The sequence below is a fragment of the Streptomyces herbicida genome (assembly GCF_032656585.1).
GTDB classification, from domain to species: domain Bacteria; phylum Actinomycetota; class Actinomycetes; order Streptomycetales; family Streptomycetaceae; genus Streptomyces; species Streptomyces herbicida.
The window spans coordinates 59,739-78,958 of the sequence record NZ_JAUYWJ010000023.1 but is presented as its reverse complement, the minus strand read 5'-3'; the positions used below and the strand labels follow the sequence as shown (position 1 = coordinate 78,958).

Here is a 19,220-nt window from a genome sequence, read left to right as displayed (position 1 = left end):
CTGAGGGTGGGCTGTGGTCGTCAGCCATTAAAACTTGCATCTTGGATGCAAATTAAAGCGGGGGTGAGGGGAAGCCGTCCGGCCATTACTTCTGTCGCTGCGAGCAGGCAAGATGGGCGGCAGAGCAGTACACCTGCCGGACGCGACGCGTTCAGGCCGAGGTCGGCCGGGCGCTCATGGTCCGCAACGCGCGTGAAATGGTGTTGTGGTGTGATGCTCAGGTGCCCGACCGCCTCCCGGCGGGATCCGGGGAGGGCGGCCTGACCAGCAAGGATGGGGAATCGGAAGATGGACAAGCAGCAGGAGTTCGTGCTCCGGACGTTGGAGGAGCGCGACATCCGGTTCGTGCGCCTGTGGTTCACCGACGTGCTGGGCTTCCTCAAGTCCGTGGCCGTGGCCCCCGCCGAGCTGGAGCAGGCCTTCGACGAGGGCATCGGCTTCGACGGCTCCGCCATCGAGGGCTTCGCCCGCGTGTACGAGTCCGACATGATCGCCAAGCCGGACCCGTCCACCTTCCAGGTCCTGCCGTGGCGCGCCGAGGCCCCCGGCACCGCCCGCATGTTCTGCGACATCCTCATGCCGGACGGCTCCCCGTCCTTCGCGGACCCGCGCTACGTCCTCAAGCGCGCCCTCGCCCGCACCTCCGACCTGGGCTTCACCTTCTACACCCACCCCGAGATCGAGTTCTTCCTGCTGAAGGACCGCCCGCTGGACGGCACGCGCCCGACGCCCGCCGACAACTCCGGCTACTTCGACCACACCCCCCAGAACATCGGCATGGACTTCCGCCGCCAGGCCATCACGATGCTGGAGTCGATGGGCATCTCGGTCGAGTTCTCCCACCACGAGGGCGCTCCGGGCCAGCAGGAGATCGACCTGCGCTACGCCGACGCCCTGTCCACGGCGGACAACATCATGACGTTCCGCCTGGTCATGAAGCAGGTGGCACTCGAGCAGGGCGTCCAGGCGACCTTCATGCCGAAGCCCTTCTCCGAGCACCCCGGCTCCGGCATGCACACCCACCTGTCCCTCTTCGAGGGCGACCGCAACGCGTTCTACGAGTCCGGCGCCGAGTACCAGCTCTCCAAGGTCGGCCGCTCCTTCATCGCGGGCCTGCTCAAGCACGCCGCGGAGATCTCCGCCGTCACCAACCAGTGGGTCAACTCCTACAAGCGCATCTGGGGCGGCTCCGAGCGCACGGCGGGCGCGGGCGGTGAGGCTCCCTCGTACATCTGCTGGGGTCACAACAACCGCTCGGCCCTGGTCCGCGTGCCCATGTACAAGCCCGGCAAGACCGGCTCGGCGCGCATCGAGGTCCGCTCCATCGACTCCGGCGCGAACCCGTACCTCGCCTACGCCCTGCTGCTGGCGGCGGGCCTGAAGGGCATCGAGGAGGGCTACGAGCTCCCGCCCGGCGCCGAGGACGACGTCTGGGCCCTCTCCAACGCCGAGCGCCGCGCGATGGGCATCGAGCCCCTCCCGCAGAACCTCGGCGAGGCCCTGACCCTCATGGAGGCCAGCGACCTGGTCGCCGAAACCCTCGGCGAGCACGTCTTCGACTTCTTCCTGCGCAACAAGCGCCAGGAGTGGGAGGAGTACCGCTCGGAGGTCACGGCGTTCGAGCTGCGGAAGAATCTGCCGGTGCTGTAGGCGCCGGTCAGCGCGGGTTTCCCGCTGTAGCGACGCATGGGGCCGACGGTCATGGACCGTCGGCCCCATGGTGCCTCACTGGCCCTGGGCCGTCTGTGGGCCGTCCGGCCCCGGAACAGTGCCCTCGTACAGGCTGTCCACGGCCTTCCGGGCTCGTGCGTCGCTGCTCGGCATGAAGTGCGTGTAGACCCGGAGCGTGAACCCCGGATCGTTGTGTCCGAGGAAGGCACTCAGCGCTTTGACATTCTCGCCGGCGTCCAGCAGCACGGAAGCGTAGAAGTGCCGGAGGGCGTGCATACCGTGTTCGCGGGCAGCCTGGTGACGCTCGCCTGGCTTCGGTTCGGGGATCACCTCAGCCGCGACGATGACGCTGCCGAGACGCCCACCCTGGTAGTCGTTCCATGCTTGCTCCACACGCATGGCCACGGGCGCCGGCGTGGGGAGCTGCGTCTCAGCCTCGGGGCCGAAGAGCAGGCGGGACAGCCGACGCGGGCTCATGAGTGCGTCGCGCACGGCCGGAACGTCGTCCTGCTGCTTCTCGTCCTCCATCAGCACCGTCTGGCCGAGCAAGTCCCCGAGGGGCACGCGCAGGATGCGCGACAACTCCGCGAGCATGTCGATCCGGGGAGGCTTCCGGCGCCCCGTCTCGATCTTCGCAAGCCAGTCGGTACTGCGCCCGACCAGACCGGCGAGCACCTCTTGCGTTTGGCCACGACGCTTGCGGTAGAACGCGATGCGTTCACCGATGCTGAGGTGATCTCCGAGACCGCGCATTACGTGCTGCCTCCTCCGGGGGTTGGGGGCCCGTCTCACGGTACAGATCCGGTGAGTGGGTAGGTAGTTGGCCTGCTCGTCCGAGGCTGGAACAAGGATGATGGGCATGTAGCGCAGGGACCCGGACAGAATGTCAGGGTCCCTGCAAACGAGCTGTGATGAAAGTCAGGCTCAAGTGGTTAACGGTGATCGGCGATCCGTGATCCGTGATCCGTGATCCGTCCCGAATCGACCTAAAGATTACCGGGTTGGACGTGCTGTCAATGGGGAGTCGATAAAATTCCCAATTGTTGGCGAAAGGCGCCCCTCGCGAGGCTGGCTCGCCTATGGGGCAGGCGCCTGGAATTCGCCCATCGATAAGCTATGGGATACCTGCTTGGGATCCACCTGTCGTGTCAGGGGGGATAAGCGATGAAGCGGCACGCTGCGAGCTGACCATCGCGCGCATATCGTAGGAATCAGAACGCCTGAGCACAAATATTTTTGTCAAAGCAAGCAGAGATGGGCCACTGAAACCAAGTGCCAGCCAGGGCTGGTTATTCACCCCTACAAAAACTGCAGCCCCCAGCATCACCAGAGAAAGGAAGAACCCGGCCCACAGGCTGTAAACTTGGATTCTGAATTGGCGTAGGCACTGGGTGTTTTGGGCCGATATTCGCATCTGTTCGATTCTCGCCAGATGTTCCCTTTCGAGCTGAGGATTTAGAGCCTTGAGGGCGACCTGTAGATGCTCGGGGGGAAGTTTTGCCCACTCTGTAGCGATTTCTATGCCGGTCACTGGTAGTCGCTCAGCTGCATCAGTGGGATCGTTAACCGCCATAACCGCCCCCATCCGAAGATGTGGCTGATGCCTGCAATGTGGAGTTCTCAGGCGGAGGGCCTAGCCGACGAAACAACAGGTCGAGCCCCTCAACCATTTTGGCGGCAGCGGCAGGGGTGCCGCGGTCGGATCCGATGTCCAAGAGGTCACCATCGGCCTTACCATGAATCGACGGGTCGCGGTTTCCATCCATTGGAATGGCGCTTCCGCTTTCCGGGACCTCGAATTGAGTCTCGTCTGAGTAGTAAAGTCCAACGGGGCGGAACCCTCGGATTGCGTACTTTATCTCCCGAAGATTGCGCTTAGATGGCTTCGGGCTATCGTTGGCTTCCAGCCACCATTGAATTATATATCGAATCTCATGGCGGTGCCCGGCGCCCAGGTATGGCTTGAATTGAAATACCGCCTCAGCCAACCCTGTCACTTGGGTGTCGTTTAATATGCCCAAGCTTCTGAAATGAGTAGCTGCAAGCTCCAATTCTTGTGCCTCAATGACAGAGTAAACGTGAGCAAGTTTGTGCATCAGGGCTTCGTCGGTCACCGGAATGGGATCTTGAGAAGGGATGATGTCGGAAGGCCTCACACTCCAAAAGAGGGAAACCTCTGCCACGCGCCTACTTCTTTTGGAGCTGAATTCAGCAAATTTCAGAAGTGTTTCGATTTGTGCTCGGCGTCGATCTTCGATTATGGTGATCGCTAGAGGGCGATCATAAGGGGGGGCTAGCTCATATCTGAACCAGGAAAAAATGTGCGGTAGGTGGCCCAGGTCTAATGAGGGCGCCAGGGATTCACGGAGAAAGGGGAGCGCGAGCACATACCAAAAACCGAACGCGATAAGAATTACGTGAACGTCCACTCCACCCCCCTGAGTGCAGGCGCGCGTGCCACTGATGACGAGCAACGTGCGCACTGTACGTCGATACAGTCTCCACGGCTTGTGACTGACACGCCAGCGGTTACGCATGATTGGACAGAACCCGTGGTCATTCCGGTGGCCACGATCTACGACCGGCGTGGGTGTGGGGTCGCGGCGCCTGATCCAGTGCTCTGGGAGCACTCATGCTTGCCTGCGTACCAGACCGTAGGGGGCAGGGATCGGCGGTGCCTCCGGGCCGTCCGTGGGCCGTCAAAGGGCGGCCCACAGCAGCCAACAACGACCAACGACGGCCACCCGATCACAGGGCAGTGCTGCCCCGACGACGATCGCCCGAGGTTGCTCCGGGCCAACGTCACTTCCGTGCGCAACAAGCGGTCGCGCGCGATAGGCAAATGGGCTTCCAGAGGCCATGGCGCCAGCGTGCGGTCTGGGTCGATTCAGGGCGCATGCGGGTTACCTGTGGCGCTCATAGGCTGGTGATGCACGTCGACCTGCTGCTCCTGCAGTAACTGGTCGACGGTCATACGAAGCGGTCGGGGTGGATCTGACAATCCTCACCGACGGAGACTTTCGGGACGACCGTCGTGGATGAGCAGCGTTACCACCTGATCCTGACCATCGATGGCCGGCCGTTCATGCACGGCTGGTGGAGCGACCGCGTCTTGGCAAACCGCAAGTTCCGGTCGTGGGTTGGTGAGTACGGCAGCCTGCCCGGTGCGCACATTGCCCTCGTAGACAAAGAGGCGGGCGAGGCGCTTGCCAGCTGGCCGTAGCAGCGTTGTCAGTGGCGCCTCGTACAGCGTTGCCACCCATCAGCCCATCTGCATCTGTTGCGGGCCAACAATTGGCCACTTACGGTAATCGTGTCGATACTTTGAGTGATCCGTGGAGGTAGTCGTGAGCATCCAGAAGAAGAGCCTGAGATCCTCTCTCCCCCGGTTCGAAGAGGCCGAGCCTCTCGGGCCTCATGACTGGGCGTTCGTTCAGGATCTGGTCGCGGTCCTGGAAAAGCACGGCAACCTGGAGCGCTTCGGCCTGTGCCTGCTGCACGACCACTTCTCTCTGGCTGTGGACGAGATCCTGGTCGAGACAACCGATACGGAGGCACGCACCCTCCACACCCACGTGGAGAAAGCGAGCCAGACCAGGCACAAGAAGCCCTCCCAGTGGCGTTTCCTACCCGGCGTCCACCACCCACGCCGAGCCGAGTTCGCCGGCGACCCCTACGAGGTCGTCCTGGTGTGCGACCCCTACAGCGGATGTCCGCCTCGGAAATGAATTCCCGGGGATGGTGGTGGATTCTGCTCGCGGTCGCGACCCTCGGGTGGTGGGCAGTGCAACCGACACACGCATACGCCCGCGAAATGGGTGACTGCTCGGCGATTGGAAATTCCAAGGAGATCAACGCCAATTCCCAGCTGGTATTCAAGCGGCATGCCAGGTTCGTCGAGGTGCGACAGGTAACATGCATCGAGGTGCCGAAATCGTGGAAGAACGCACACGACCTCGCCCTCAGCGCAGACTCCCCAAAGTGTAAAGAAGCCATGCGGCGCCTGCTGGGCGGGGATAGTGAACAAGATTTTGACGCATGGAATCCAGAGTGGCGACCTCCCGGCTCCCAAGTTACCGAGCAAAAAGACCGCGTCATGGTGCGATACGAGTCCTGGAATCTCATCAGTACTCCTGGTGATTTCCAAGTGGGTCCATGGAAGGTCAACGTTGAACCGGGCCAGGCGTGGACGGTGGCCCTTCACTTGCCGGATGCCCTGAGAAGAGCCTCATGGAAGGATATCAGGATAGATCCGGGCGGTCTGGGAATTAGCGACGCTCTCGGAGATTGGGAAACGGAAAAGGAAAGCGGCACCAGGATTTGGATCGGCCAGGGCCTGAATGTCAAGGTCGGTGTAGTGCCGCCAAAGTCCCTGGCGCTGAGCGATAATGCCAGGCTCAGGTCTCTGTTTATCGTCTCCTGGTGGGTCTGTGCCTCGGCCGTGATCGCCGTTTCGGCATGGCCTTTCCTTGACCGCAGGAAAAAGGGTGGCAACCCAGAGAAGGCCGCCGTCAGTGTGTTGGCCGCCACTGTTCTGCAGTGGGCCGGACTGAGTGCGGCCCTCGGATTGGCATTGTTACTGCTGCTCGGGATCTTCAGGCTAGACGCCTGGCGCCCCCTCATCGGAATTTTGTCGGGCCTGACTCTCGTGCTCCTCGCGCGGCCATGGCTCCCATTGGCTCAGGGCTCAGACAACAGTCACAAAGGGATGAAGAGGCGCGCGGTGGTCGTCGCCGTGTCGGCAGTTGCAGCGGTAGCTGCAGCGATCAGCCTGCTGGTGATCGGAACTCCCGATCTCTTCGGCCTGTCGCCGAGTTTGAAGCCGGCGGCTCGGCCGCCGGCTCTAGGAATTGCTGGCTTGGTCGTGTTGGACCTATCCATGCTGTGGATGTGGCTAACCGCCATCGCCGCATGGGCCTGGCGGTTTGCACGAGAGGGCAGGCTGGGTGAATCCATGGCCGGAAGGGGGCCTGAGTATCCCCTCCGGCGTATGGCTGCAATCGGAGTCGCACTCGCCGTGGTCGCAGCTGCGGTGATATTCTTCCGCTACCGCACCTTTGAGGATAGGTGGCATCGCGCCGACTGGCTTGGGGAAGGTCGGGATCTTTTCGGCGTCGACCACTTGGGCGTACTGAGTCAGCAATTCACGAATTTCGCATCGAGCGGCACCGCATGGCTGTACTCCTACACTTGGGTACTCTCGGGTTTCGCACTTGTGGCACTCCTCCACAGCAGCTCTCGGACCAATCCGGAAAGTCTTGGGCCGCAGGGGTGGGATCTGGTGCTGGTGACTGCCGTCTTCGCTATCGTCGTGCCCTTGAGGGGAGCCGAGTTCGGAGGGGCATTTGGATCAGTGTATGGTCTCTGGCTTCCTCTGAATATGATCGTTCTGTATGTCGTGGTGAAGGCAGGGAGTCGATGGTCGGTGCTGGGGCGAGTGGGAAGAAAAGCAGGGATGAAATGCATTGTGGCGGAGCTGAGCAGCCCGGCGGGGTACCAACTACTGACGGAATATGCCCATCGCTTCCGCGATCTGGTCCGCCGACTGCGTGTGGTCGATCAGGGAAATACCGAGGACGGCACGAGACGAAATCTCGAGAAGCAACTCCGCTCACTGCACCACTGGCGGCCCACCGGATGTAGCCACGATTGCCTACCGGACGCGGTATCTGTGGTAGACGTCGCCCTGTGCTGGGGGCCCGGTCGGCGTTGGTGGAACAACGCCCTCATTGGCGCGCGTTGGGCATCGGTGTTCGGAATACTTCCCAGTATGGTCATCGCCTGGTACCGGTATGTATACGGCGCCCAGAATTGGACGTTCACATTCAACTCACCAACGGGGATTCCGGACACGGTCGGGAAGTTCTTGACGCAGGAGATCGCCTTCGCCGGTTCGGGGCTGGTCCTCGGGGCGTTGTGGCGCGTACTCCCTGGAGAACACGGCCCCATGCGGGCCTTCAGTCTGTTCATCGCCTGGCTCATCGCCATCCTTGTCGTTGCCGTGCACAGCGTCAGTGAAAACCCCAGGGAACTGGGCCTGGAAGTCCTGAAGGTCGTCCTGATGCTCACGGTGCTGACAATGACCAGCATGTGGATGGATACCGACACGTTCAGTCGTGAACGGCTGTATGGGACGAAACGCCTCGGCCTGCTGACATCGCTCTACGAGGTGCGTGGCTTCTCCGGGCAGGTTGCCTTCTTGATCGCGCAGTTGGTGGCCATGGTGACCATCTGGCAGAGCATCACAACGCGAAAGTGACTGCTGGCTCACTGACCGCGCCCTCGCTGCCGTCCCGTCGCACATCAGGGCAGGGCAACACGGCGTGGACGTAGGGCCGAGGGTCGGGCCGTCTCCGGGCCGTCGAAGGGTGGCCCACAGCGGCCACCAACGACCAATGACGGCCCTTCGAACACAGGTCAGCGCAGCGCCGACGTCGATCGCGTAAGCTCAGCCTGACCCGGCATCACTTCCTGCGCAACAAGCGCCAGGAGTGGGAGGAGTACCGCTCCGAGGTCACGGCGTTCGAGCTGCGGAAGAATCTGCCGGTGCTGTAGGGCGGGCGGACGGGGGGCCGACGGTCACGCACCGCCGGCCCCCCGTCTGCATCTGCTTCAGTAGGTCGAGCATCACATCGTCCGGATGCCGGGTCTCGACCCCTTCCTTTCGTCGGACCTCGAGCCGATTTCCGCGAAAGAAGCAGGAGTCGGCCAGGACGGTGCACGTCCGTGCGGCAATCGAGTTCTCGAATCTGACCCAGTACGACTGCTCGCCGGCGAGTGGAACGATCGAGAGAAAGTAGTCGCAGTCCTCGATCGCCCTCCTCAGCTGCGAATGTGCGTCCATTTCTTTTCTGAAGTCTTTTACGTCGATCCAGATGCTGTACCCATTGGCTCGCAGTACGCCTGCGATTTCGGCGGCAATTCGTTCGAGTGCCCGCGGGTAGCTGATGAAAGCAGTGATGGATTCCGTCATCTCAACCGCGGTCCATCTTGGTGATCTTCGCCACGTTTCCCAGTTCGTCGGCGCGGGCCTGTTCGCGGACCGCTTCCACTTCGCGTGCATAGCGCCTGATGATCTCTTGGTTCGATTCTCCGAACGTCTCCGGCGCGTCCTTCATGCGCCGGATCAGGGTGTAGACGTTCGATTCGTGCATTCGAAATCTGACGTAGTTGTCGCGGATCTTGAAAGCCTCGTGCATTCCGTACACCGTCGCTCCGAAAGCCGAAACCACCTGGGTGAAGACCTTCTGGTAGAAGCCGTGGGAGCTGTACGGGATGAGGAAGGGGAGCGAGAGCGAAATAAGAGTGGTCCAGGTGACCGCGTAGTAGTGCATCCAGCCGTAGATCCATGCCCTGCGCTGCCAGACCCTCAGGACGGGACAGGTCCGTTCGTAGTGACTTCTCAGCCAATTCCCTAATTCATCGTCGATGAACATGGCGTCGGAGAACGGATCTTCATTCGTGGCCGAGCCGGCCGTCTTCACCGGGAATCGGGGTTTCGTCTTCAAGGCCAGTGCGGCCGCCGATGCGATTATGGTGGCGAGGAAGACGAGGGTGGCGATCCCCCACGGGTCTTCGAGCAATGAACCCCCTGTAATCGCCCGGAGCGACAGACATACCGTAGACCCGTATTCCGGAGCTTGGGTAGATCACCGCGTGAGGTATGCCGGGGACACCGCCGCCGTGCTGATGCGGTGTGGGGTTTCGGTGCCGTTCGCCGGGATCTCGTACAGGTCCGCGCCGTGGCTCGGCCGGCGGAGTCTCGCGCATCGTGCGCAGGTCGAGGACGTACAGATGCCAAGGGGCGTCCTCAGGCAGGACCTTCATCCGCTCCTTGTAGGCGATGGGGGCGCCGTCGGGGGAGCGGGACGGGCACTCGACGTTGGCGTGGAGGGTGGTGACCGCACGGGTGTCCACGATCGCCGTGCGGGTCGAGAAGTTCGTGCCCGCGTACGAGTCGCCGCCGAACGCCGTCCACGCGGCGAAGGGACCGGACGGCGACACCCGGGCACGCGAGGGGATGCCCGGGACCTCGTAGTGGGCCTTCATGTGCAGCGAGGCGTCCAGGATCGCCGCGCCAGGTGTCCGAGACCGGGCCGTGCAGCGCCTGGAGGCACACGCCCGTGCCCGAACCGGCGTGGCAACGCAGGCACTTGACGCCCGACATGGTGCGCGGGCCGGACGGGTCCGATGCCGGGACCGTGGTGAGTTCGTCGCGGTGCGGGCGCCACGCCATGTTGCGGAAGACCATGCGGCCCGGTGCCGTCAGGGTCACCCGCCCCGACGTGACCTTCGGGCCGCCGGACCGGGTGTGGTTGCGGCGGTCCGCCCGCGCCGACGCGTGCGGGACGCAGGCCGGCGCCACCGCCGCCAGGACGACGACGGCCGACAGCAGGACGAGGATGCGGGAACGAGGGCGACGGCGGCGAGCACGGTGGCGCGCGGTGTCCGCGGGCTTGCGGTCCCGGCCGCCCGGCACGAACAGCACGAGCACCGGTACGCCGAGCACTGCCACGCAGAAGCTCACCGGGAACCCAACGTCGCAGCCCTTGTCCCAGGTGTCCGTGCCGGTTGCCAGGACGACGTCCGGGGCATGCTCCAGATTGCGCGCCTTGCGCTCCTAGAGGCCTTGCAGAAGCGCGGCGCCCCGTTCGCCCGGACCGCGGGCAGCGGGGCCGGGTGCGGTCGCCCGTCCGGCCGTACGGTGGAGATCCGGAACAGCTCCGCCACCGCGGACCAGGCGGGTGCGGCGGCGTCCGGGCTGGAGTACCCCACCGGTGAGGCCCCCGCACGACGACGGAATCCATCGCCGACCGCTTTGGAGCCGGTGCCGGACTCTCCGGTTAGGCTCGGCCCAGGACGACCTTGATCCGAGGGGAGGCCGCGGATGACGCCGGGGCGCAGGAGCAGTACCTTCACTCGGCTGCTGCGGCACGGCTTCACCGACCCGTCGGCGGCCGAGCGGCTCCTGGACGGCACTGAACTCTCCGCGGTCCGCGACGACCCGGTCCTCCTGGAGGCACTGGGTGCCACCGCCGACCCGGACCTCGCCCTGCACGGCCTCGTACGGCTCCTGGAGGCCCAGCCCGGCCCCACGGCCCACCGCGAGCTGCTGGACACCCTGATAGCGGCCAAGCCCCTGCGCGACCGTCTGCTCGGCGTCCTCGGCGCCTCCGCCGCCCTTGCCGACCACCTCGCCCGGCACCCCCGCGACTGGGAGGCGCTCGTCACCTACGAGCCGCGCGACCTCCACCCCGGGGTGGAGGAGTTCGAGCGGGGCCTGGCCGGGGCGACCGACCCGCTCTCCCTGCGCGTCGCCTACCGCCGCTGCCTGCTGTCCATCGTCGCCCGTGACGTGTGCGGCACCACCGGCGTCGCCGAGACCGCCGCCGAGCTCGCCGACCTCGCCACCGCCACCCTGCGCGCCGCCCTCGGCATCGCCGAGGCCGCCGCCCCCGGCGACGCGGCCCAGTGCCGGCTCGCGGTGATCGCGATGGGCAAGTGCGGCGGCCACGAGCTGAACTATGTCTCCGACGTGGACGTGATCTTCGTCGGCGAGGCCCTGGACGGCGGCGACGAGGGCAAGGCGCTGCGCTCCGCCACCAAACTGGCCTCGCACATGATGCGGATCTGCTCGGAGACGACGGTCGAGGGCTCCATCTGGCCCGTGGACGCCAATCTGCGCCCCGAGGGCCGCAACGGCCCGCTCGTCCGCACCCTCAGCAGCCACCTCGCCTACTACCAGCGCTGGGCCAAGACCTGGGAGTTCCAGGCGCTGCTCAAGGCCCGCCCGGTGGCCGGCGACATCGAACTCGGGCAGGACTACATCGCCGCGCTCGACCCCCTGGTCTGGAAGGCCGCGGAGCGCGAGAACTTCGTCGCCGACGTGCAGAAGATGCGCCGCCGCGTCGTCGAGAACATCCCCGCCGCCGAGATCGAGCGCGAGCTGAAGCTGGGCCCCGGCGGTCTGCGGGACGTCGAATTCGCCGTCCAGCTGCTGCAGCTGGTGCACGCCCGGTCCGACGCCGCGCTGCGCAGCGGCACCACCCTGGACGCCCTCCGGGCCCTGGCCGAGGGCGGCTACGTCGGCCGGTCCGACGCCGTCCAGCTCGACGAGGCCTACCGCTTCCTGCGCTCCATGGAGCACCGCATCCAGCTCTACCGGCTGCGCCGCACCCACCTCGTCCCCGAGGAGGAGGCCGACCTGCGCCGCCTGGGCCGCTCCCTGGGGCTGCGTGCCGACCCGGTGGCCGAGCTGACCCGGGAGTGGAAGCGGCACACGGGTGTCGTACGGCGCCTGCACGAGAAGCTCTTCTACCGCCCGCTGCTCGACGCCGTCGCCCAGCTCGCCCCCGGCGAGGCCCGGTTGAGCCCCGAGGCGGCCCGCGAACGTCTGGTCGCCCTCGGTTACGCCGACCCCGCCGCGGCCCTGCGCCACCTGGAGGCGCTGGCCTCGGGCGTCACCCGCAAGGCGGCCATCCAGCGCACCCTGCTGCCGGTCCTGCTGGGCTGGTTCGCGGACTCCGCCGACCCCGACGCGGGCCTGCTGAACTTCCGCAAGGTGTCCGACGCGCTCGGCAAGACCCCCTGGTATCTGCGGCTGCTGCGCGACGAGGGGGCCGCGGCCGAGAACCTCGCCCGCGTCCTGTCCGCCGGCCGCCTCGCCCCCGACCTGCTGATGCGGGCCCCCGAGGCGGTCGCCCTGCTCGGCGACGGGGACGGCGGCAGCGGGCTGGAACCACGCGGACGCGCACACCTGGAGCAGGAGATACTCGCCGCGGTCGGCCGCGCCGAGAACGTGGAGCAGGCCGTCACGGCCGCCCGTGGCGTGCGCCGCCGGGAGCTGTTCCGTACGGCCGCCGCGGACATCGTCGACTCCTACGGCACCGAGACGAAGCCCGCCGAGCCCGACCAGGGAGCGTTGGTCGACCGCGTCGGCACCGCGATCTCCGACCTCACGGCGGCGACGCTCGCGGGCACGCTGCGGGCCGTGGTCCGCGACGGCTGGGGCGACACCCTGCCCACCCGCTTCGCGATCATCGGCATGGGCCGGTTCGGCGGCAACGAACTGGGATACGGCTCCGACGCCGACGTCCTGTTCGTGCACGAGCCGCGGGAGGGCGTCGAGGAACGGGAGGCCGCGGACGCGGCCAACAAAGTCGTCTCCGAGATGCGCCGCCTGCTCCAGATCCCCAGCGCCGACCCGCCCCTCCTCATCGACGCGGACCTGCGCCCGGAGGGCAAGTCGGGCCCGCTCGTACGGACCCTGAAGTCGTACGACGCCTACTACCGCCGCTGGTCCCTGGTCTGGGAGTCGCAGGCGCTCCTGCGGGCCGAGCCGGTCGCCGGGGACGGGGAGCTGGCCGGCCGCTTCATGGAGCTCATCGACCCCCTGCGCTACCCGGCGGAGGGCCTCGGCGACGAGGCGGTCCGCGAGATCCGGCGCCTGAAGGCCCGCATGGAGTCCGAGCGCCTCCCCCGCGGCGCCGACCCCAAGCTCCACACCAAGCTCGGCCCCGGCGGCCTCTCCGACGTCGAGTGGACCGTGCAGCTGCTTCAGCTCCGGCACGGCTGGGCGGAACCCGGCCTGCGCACCACGCGCACCCGCGAGGCGCTGGCCGCCGCCTGTGCGGCGGACCTGATCTCCACCGAGGACGCGGCGATCCTGGACGAGGCCTGGGTCCTCGCCACCCGCGTCCGCAACGCCGTCATGCTGGTCCGCGGCCGAGCCGGCGACACGTTCCCCTCGGAACGCCGCGAACTGGCCGCGGTCGGCCGCTACCTCGGCTACGGGCCCGGCCACGCGGGCGACATGCTCGACGCATACCGCCGCACGACGCGGCGGGCACGGGCGGTAGTGGAAGAGCTCTTCTACGGAGCGTGAGCCTCCTGCGGTTCGGCAGGGGGGCGCGGGGTCGCGGGGGCCTGGAGCTGCGGAGGCCGGGGTTCGAGGCATGGGCCGACGGCAGCCGTGGCTGTTCAGCCGTGGCGGTTGGGAGCGGGGCGTCACCGCCGTGGGGGCTCGGGAGGCGTGTGAAAGCCGTGGTGGTGCGGGTACGCGGTGAAACCGCCGCTTGCCACCGCCGCGACCGGCGCCACCGCTGCGGCGGCTGCTGGAACCGGCGGTCCCATGGGTCGGGCGCAACTGCCCGCCTGGACTGCCGCGCCGCTCGCGCACTGCCGCGACGACCGCGGGCCGCGGACCGCCGTGAAGGTGCTGTGGCCGCCGCGCGGCGCAGTGGCGGCCACAGCCTGCCGCCAGGCTGCTCCGCGGTCGGCCACTGACGTCCGCTGCCACCGTGTGCCCGCGGTCGGCAACAACCCCGCAGCCGCAAGAACACCGCCGCCCACCAGAAATCGGCCGCCGCGGCGCTCCTCCTCGGCCGAGCCGCACATTGCTACGCCGCCGACCAGAATCCGCCGCCCCCCAGCCGCAAGAACACCACCGCTCACCCCCGCGGCCGCGGCGCTCAGCCACCACGGCGTCGACCGGCGGTGCCGTACTAGGCCGAACCCCCGCGGCCGCCGCCCGGCGGTGCCCACCCGTGCGAACCCCTCCCGTGAGTGGCGGTGTCACGCCCAGGAGAACCCTCACTGCCCCCCAACGGCCCCACCATCGCCCCCGGCCCGCGCCCAAGCCGCTGAACCCTCGGCCGAGCCCCGCAGCGATCACGCCTTGTTCGGCAGGAGCGTGCCCACCCTGCGTCTCCCCGGCGCCACGCGCGGCAGCGCGTACGGCAGGGTGCCGTACCACAGGCCAGCCACCGTGAAGCCGAAGGTGAGGCAGAGGATGCCGCCCACCGCGTCCAGCCAGAAGTGGTTGGCGGTGGCGACGATGACGAGGAGGGTGGTCGCCGGGTAAAGCATGCCCAGGACGCGGACCCATGGGGTTTTGGCCAGCGCGAAGATCGTCAGGCCGCACCACAGCGACCAGCCGATGTGCATGGACGGCATCGCGGCGTACTGGTTCGACATGTGCTTCAGATCCCCCGAGGCCATCGAACCCCAGGTGTGGTGGACCATCACGGTGTCGACGAAGTGGCCGCCGTTCATCAACCGGGGCGGGGCGAGCGGATACAGGTAGTAACCGACCAGGGCCACGCCCGTCGTCGCGAACAACACCAGTCGCGTCGCCGCGTAGCGCCCCGGATGGCTGCGGTAGAGCCACACCAGCACACCCAGCGTCACCACGAAGTGCAGCGTCGCGTAGTAGTAGTTCATGCCCACGATCAGCCAAGACGCCGAGTTCACGGCGTGGTTGACCGACTCCTCGACGGCGATCCCCAGCTGGTGCTCGGTCCTCCAGAGCCAGTCGGCGTTGCGCAGCGCCGCACCCCGTTGCTCCGGAACCGCGTTGCGGATGAGCGAGTACGTCCAGTAACTCACCGCGATCAGCAGGACCTCGAACCAGATACGGGGCCGCCGCACAGTGCGCAACCGACGGAGGAAACCCTGTTCGCCCTCGCCCGTGACGGCCTGCGGAACGGCCACCTGCTCGCGACCTTCCGGCTCTGTCACGGTCGAGTCACTCATAGGCACAAAGTCTGCCAGAAAAGGCTTGTCCGACCGATCATCCCAAGGTCGGGTTCCTGCCGCACGTTCTACGGCAGGACGACGCCCGGGCCTCCTACCAGCGCAGTGTGCGAAATGGGGGATTTCTCCCCCTCAAGGACGATTCGAGGCCGGTTCAGGAATCAGGGACGATTGCGCTCCCCGGGGGCCGAAGCGGTCGAACCGCGCACCACCAGCTCCGGCATGAAGACGAACTCGCTGTGCGGGGCGGGCGTCCCCCCGATCTCCTCCAGCAGCGTGCGCACCGCGGCCTGCCCCATCGCCGGCACCGGCTTGCGGACCGTGGTGAGCGGCGGATCGGTGAAGGCGATCAGCGGGGAGTCGTCGAAGCCCACCACCGAGACGTCCCGGGGCACTTCCAGACCCCGCTGCCGGGCCGCCCGTATCGCGCCCAGAGCCATCATGTCGCTGGCGCAGACGACCGCCGTGCAGCCGCGCTCGATGAGCGCCGTGGCGGCCGCCTGACCGCCCTCCAGGGTGTACAGCGAGTGCTGGACGAGCTCCGCCTCGATCACCTCGGCGCTCAGCCCCACCTGGTCCTGCATGGCGCGCACGAAGCCCTCGATCTTGCGCTGCACCGGCACGAACCGCTTCGGCCCCAGGGCGAGACCGATGCGGGTGTGACCCAGGGAGGCGAGGTGCGTCACGGCCAGCGTCATCGCCGCCCGGTCGTCCGGGGAGATGAACGGGGCCTGCACCTTCGGCGAGAAGCCGTCGACCAGCACGAACGGCACACCCTGCGCCCGCAGCCGCTCATAGCGCTGCATGTCGGCGGTGGTGTCCGCGTGCAGCCCGGAGACATAGATGATCCCGGCGACCCCGCGGTCGACGAGCATCTCGGTGAGCTCGTCCTCCGTCGACCCGCCCGGCGTCTGCGTGGCCAGAATCGGCGTGTAGCCCTGCCGGGTCAGCGCCTGGCCGATGACCTGGGCCAGCGCCGGGAATATCGGGTTCTCCAGCTCGGGCGTTATCAGGCCCACCAGGCCCTCGCTGCGCTGTCGCAGCCGTACCGGACGCTCGTAACCGAGCACGTCCAGCGCGGCCAGCACGGACTGGCGGGTGGTGGCGGCGACGCCCGGCTTCCCATTGAGGACGCGGCTTACGGTCGCTTCGCTCACCCCCGCCTGCGCTGCGATATCGGCAAGCCGTGTGGTCACGGCACCGGACTGTACCGGCCGAATCTCGCCTTGCACACCAATGGGACGCCGTGCGCGAGCGGTCCCACGGCCCGCTGCGGGTTGCTGCGTCATCGCGCTCCCTCGTCCTTCTGGTCGGCTGGTCGGCGTCCGTTCCGCAAGGGATGATTCCTGTCTCGGAAAGCCATGGCAAGAGCTTGCAGAGTCTTGCACAAGTGTGCCCCTACCCGCTGATCGGCTGGGTAACACGGTTACGGCGGGGTCTGGTCGAGGTCACGGCGGGGTAACCCTCGTGTTCTCTTGCACTTTTTTTCTGCAAGGTCTTTCGCAACGCTTACATCGCTGTTACGTTCTCGACGCCCGGCGGCCGCAAAGGCGCAGTCGGCAAGTCGCAGGAGCGGCGGACGGGACCGCTCTCTGCACCACTCGGGCTTTAACCCTCAAGGAGAACTCATGCGGCGTGGCATAGCGGCCTCCGCGCTGGTGGCGTCCCTCGCCCTCACGGCGACGGCGTGCGGCGGGAGCGACAGCGGCAGTGACAAGTCGGACGGCCCTGTCACCATCACCTGGTGGGACACGTCCAACGCCACGAATGAGGCACCGACGTACCAGGCCTTGATCAAGGACTTCGAGGCCGCCAACAAGAACATCAAGGTCAAGTACGTCAACGTGCCCTTCGACCAGGCGCAGAACAAGTTCGACACCGCCGCGGGCTCCAAGGGCGCCCCGGACGTGCTGCGCTCCGAGGTCGGCTGGACCCCGGCCTTCGCCAAGAAGGGCTACTTCCTGCCGCTGGACGGCACCGACGCCCTCGCGGACAAGGACAAGTTCAAGTCCAACCTGATCACGCAGGCGCAGTACGAGGGCAAGACGTACGGCGTGCCGATCGTCACCGACACCCTCGCGCTCGTCTACAACAAGGCGCTCTTCAAGAAGGCCGGCATCACCGAGGCCCCCAAGACCTGGGACGAGCTGAAGTCCGACGCCGCGAAGGTCAAGGCCAAGGCCGGCGTCGACGGCTACTGGGGCTCCACCCAGGCCTACTACGCCCAGTCCTTCCTCTACGGCGAGGGCACCGACACCGTCGACGCCTCCGCCAAGAAGATCACGGTCAACTCCGACGCCGCCAAGAAGGCGTACGGCACCTGGCTGGGCCTCTTCTCCGGCAAGGGCCTGCACAAGGCCGACACCACCGCTGACGCCTACGCCCACATCCAGGACGCGTTCGTCAACGGCAAGGTCGCCGCGATCATCCAGGGCCCCTGGGAGATCACGAACTTCTACAAGGGCGCTGCCTTCAAGGACAAGTCCAACCTGGGCATCGCCACCGTCCCGGCCGGCTCCTCCGGCAAGGCGGGCGCCCCGACCGGCGGCCACAACCTCTCGGTCTACGCCGGCTCCGACAAGGCCCACCAGGCCGCCGCGCTGAAGTTCGTCAACTTCATGACCTCGGCGAAGTCCCAGTCGACCATCGCCCTGAAGAACTCCACGCTGCCCACCCGTGACGACGCCTACACCGACCAGGTCAAGGCCGACCCGGGCATCGCCGGCTACGGCACGGTCCTCGCCGCCGCCCAGCCGCGTCCCGCGCTGCCCGAGTACAGCTCCCTGTGGGGCCCGCTGGACACCGAGCTGCCCAAGATCGCCGGTGGCAAGGAGTCCCTGGACAAGGGCCTGAGCAACGTTGAGCTCGCGATCCAGAAGCTGGTTCCGGACTTCAGCAAGTAAGCCCCCTGTGGCCGCCGGATCGCCCTAGAAATATGGGGGGAGAGATCCGGCGGCCACCGGCCGTGCCCAGCCCGTCCCCCTTGAACATCCAGAAGGTGTCGAACCATGACAGTCGCCATCGACCGCGCGACCGGCAAGCGCCGCGGTGACCGCGCGCCGCGGCCCGGGCTGGGCCAGCGCCTGAAGCACGGATTCCAGAAGCACTGGTACGCCTACGCGATGATCGCCCCGGTGGCCGTCGTGCTCGGCGTCCTGGTGATCTACCCCCTGGTGTACGGCCTCTACCTGACCCTCACCGACGCCAACAGCCTCAACACGGCCCGCACCATCGGCGTCAACCACATCGACGCGACGTACAAGTTCATCGGCCTCGACAACTACAAGGACATCCTGTTCGGCCCGACGTCGTACGACCGCTTCTGGTCGCACTTCATCTGGACGATCGTGTGGACGGCGCTCTGTGTCGCCCTGCACTACGGCATCGGTCTCGGCCTCGCCCTGCTGCTCAACCAGAAGCTGCGCGGCCGCACCTTCTACCGGCTGATCCTGATCCTGCCGTGGGCGGTGCCCACCTTCGTGACCGTGTTCGGCTGGCGCTTCATGCTCGCCGACGGCGGCATCATCAACTCGTTCCTGCACACACTCCACCTGCCGGCACCGGACTGGCTGGAGGACACCTTCTGGCAGCGCTTCGCCGCCATCATGGTCAACACCTGGTGCGGTGTGCCGTTCATGATGGTCTCGCTGCTCGGCGGACTGCAGTCCATCGACTCCTCCCTGTACGAGGCCGCCGAGATGGACGGCGCCAACGCCTGGCAGCGGTTCCGGTACGTCACCCTTCCGGGCCTCCGGTCCGTCAGCTCCACCGTCGTACTGCTCGGCATCATCTGGACCTTCAACCAGTTCGCCGTCATCTTCCTGCTGTTCGGCAACACCGCCCCCGACGCGCAGATCCTGGTCACCTGGGCCTACTACCTCGGCTTCGGACAGCAGCCGCGTGACTTCGCTCAGTCCGCCGCCTACGGCATCCTGCTGCTGGCCATCCTGATCGTCTTCACCTCGTTCTACCGCCGCTGGCTGAACCGCAACGAGCAGCAGCTCGCGATCTGAGGC

13 protein-coding genes and 3 pseudogenes are annotated in these 19,220 nt (G+C 66.5%); 8 read left to right on the top strand and 8 right to left on the bottom strand.

Annotation, left to right across the window (positions count from 1 at the left end):
- Nucleotides 1-288: 288 nt before the first annotated feature.
- Nucleotides 289-1,650 (top strand): glutamine synthetase family protein, encoded by a 1,362-nt coding sequence (locus Q8A52_RS37480; RefSeq protein ID WP_316759965.1) that lies wholly within the window; start codon nucleotides 289-291, stop codon nucleotides 1,648-1,650.
- A gap of 75 nt (nucleotides 1,651-1,725) precedes the next feature.
- Here the strand turns inward: Q8A52_RS37480 and Q8A52_RS49275 are convergent.
- The 3 genes and pseudogenes from Q8A52_RS49275 to Q8A52_RS37460 all read right to left on the bottom strand — a co-directional run.
- A pseudogene (locus Q8A52_RS49275) lies at nucleotides 1,726-2,475 on the bottom strand (helix-turn-helix domain-containing protein); the annotation flags it as partial.
- 310 nt (nucleotides 2,476-2,785) lie between these two features.
- The gene (locus Q8A52_RS37465; protein ID WP_316759963.1) at nucleotides 2,786-3,202 is read right to left on the bottom strand and encodes a hypothetical protein; all 417 of its coding nucleotides are present in this window, start codon (nucleotides 3,200-3,202) and stop codon (nucleotides 2,786-2,788) included.
- 31 nt (nucleotides 3,203-3,233) lie between these two features.
- Complete coding sequence (locus tag Q8A52_RS37460) at nucleotides 3,234-3,854, bottom strand: hypothetical protein (RefSeq protein ID WP_316759961.1); 621 nt, start codon at nucleotides 3,852-3,854, stop codon at nucleotides 3,234-3,236.
- Nucleotides 3,855-4,705: 851 nt separating this feature from the next.
- On the opposite strand from Q8A52_RS37460, the gene Q8A52_RS37455 reads away from it, so the two are divergent.
- The 4 genes and pseudogenes from Q8A52_RS37455 to Q8A52_RS49270 all read left to right on the top strand — a co-directional run.
- Nucleotides 4,706-4,894 (top strand): hypothetical protein, encoded by a 189-nt coding sequence (locus tag Q8A52_RS37455; protein WP_316759958.1) that lies wholly within the window; start codon nucleotides 4,706-4,708, stop codon nucleotides 4,892-4,894.
- A 124-nt stretch (nucleotides 4,895-5,018) separates the two neighbouring features.
- The gene (locus Q8A52_RS37450; RefSeq protein ID WP_316759955.1) at nucleotides 5,019-5,399 is read left to right on the top strand and encodes a hypothetical protein; all 381 of its coding nucleotides are present in this window, start codon (nucleotides 5,019-5,021) and stop codon (nucleotides 5,397-5,399) included.
- An 86-nt stretch (nucleotides 5,400-5,485) separates the two neighbouring features.
- On the top strand, nucleotides 5,486-7,930 hold the full coding sequence (locus tag Q8A52_RS37445; RefSeq protein WP_316759954.1) for a DUF6185 family protein: 2,445 nt from the start codon (nucleotides 5,486-5,488) through the stop codon (nucleotides 7,928-7,930).
- A gap of 209 nt (nucleotides 7,931-8,139) precedes the next feature.
- Nucleotides 8,140-8,226 (top strand): annotated as a pseudogene (locus Q8A52_RS49270) (glutamine synthetase); the annotation flags it as partial.
- Here Q8A52_RS49270 and Q8A52_RS37440 read toward each other — a convergent pair.
- The 3 genes and pseudogenes from Q8A52_RS37440 to Q8A52_RS37430 form a co-directional block, all read right to left on the bottom strand.
- Nucleotides 8,186-8,644, bottom strand: coding sequence for a toll/interleukin-1 receptor domain-containing protein (locus Q8A52_RS37440; protein ID WP_316759951.1), 459 nt, complete (start codon nucleotides 8,642-8,644; stop codon nucleotides 8,186-8,188). The pseudogene Q8A52_RS49270 and the gene Q8A52_RS37440 overlap by 41 nt on opposite strands.
- A gap of 1 nt (nucleotide 8,645) precedes the next feature.
- Nucleotides 8,646-9,254: a hypothetical protein gene (locus tag Q8A52_RS37435; protein WP_316759949.1), complete on the bottom strand. Its 609-nt coding sequence runs from the start codon at nucleotides 9,252-9,254 to the stop codon at nucleotides 8,646-8,648.
- A gap of 66 nt (nucleotides 9,255-9,320) precedes the next feature.
- A pseudogene (locus Q8A52_RS37430) lies at nucleotides 9,321-10,075 on the bottom strand (TolB-like translocation protein).
- A gap of 483 nt (nucleotides 10,076-10,558) precedes the next feature.
- Between Q8A52_RS37430 and Q8A52_RS37420 the strand changes: the two are divergent.
- Entirely contained in the window at nucleotides 10,559-13,555 is a 2,997-nt protein-coding gene (locus tag Q8A52_RS37420) for a bifunctional [glutamine synthetase] adenylyltransferase/[glutamine synthetase]-adenylyl-L-tyrosine phosphorylase (protein WP_316759946.1), read from the top strand.
- 785 nt (nucleotides 13,556-14,340) lie between these two features.
- Here the strand turns inward: Q8A52_RS37420 and Q8A52_RS37415 are convergent.
- Together Q8A52_RS37415 and Q8A52_RS37410 are read right to left on the bottom strand one after the other, a co-directional pair.
- On the bottom strand, nucleotides 14,341-15,204 hold the full coding sequence (locus Q8A52_RS37415) for a phosphatase PAP2 family protein (protein WP_316759944.1): 864 nt from the start codon (nucleotides 15,202-15,204) through the stop codon (nucleotides 14,341-14,343).
- A 161-nt stretch (nucleotides 15,205-15,365) separates the two neighbouring features.
- Nucleotides 15,366-16,400, bottom strand: a complete 1,035-nt coding sequence (locus Q8A52_RS37410; protein ID WP_316759942.1) for a LacI family DNA-binding transcriptional regulator — start codon at nucleotides 16,398-16,400, stop codon at nucleotides 15,366-15,368.
- 432 nt (nucleotides 16,401-16,832) lie between these two features.
- Between Q8A52_RS37410 and Q8A52_RS37405 the strand changes: the two genes are divergently transcribed.
- Together Q8A52_RS37405 and Q8A52_RS37400 are read left to right on the top strand one after the other, a co-directional pair.
- Nucleotides 16,833-18,107 carry an extracellular solute-binding protein gene (locus tag Q8A52_RS37405; RefSeq protein WP_316759940.1) on the top strand — a complete coding sequence of 425 codons (1,275 nt, stop codon included), beginning with the start codon at nucleotides 16,833-16,835 and terminating at the stop codon, nucleotides 18,105-18,107.
- Between the two features lie 105 nt (nucleotides 18,108-18,212).
- Nucleotides 18,213-19,217: a carbohydrate ABC transporter permease gene (locus tag Q8A52_RS37400; protein WP_316759937.1), complete on the top strand. Its 1,005-nt coding sequence runs from the start codon at nucleotides 18,213-18,215 to the stop codon at nucleotides 19,215-19,217.
- Nucleotides 19,218-19,220: the final 3 nt, after the last annotated feature.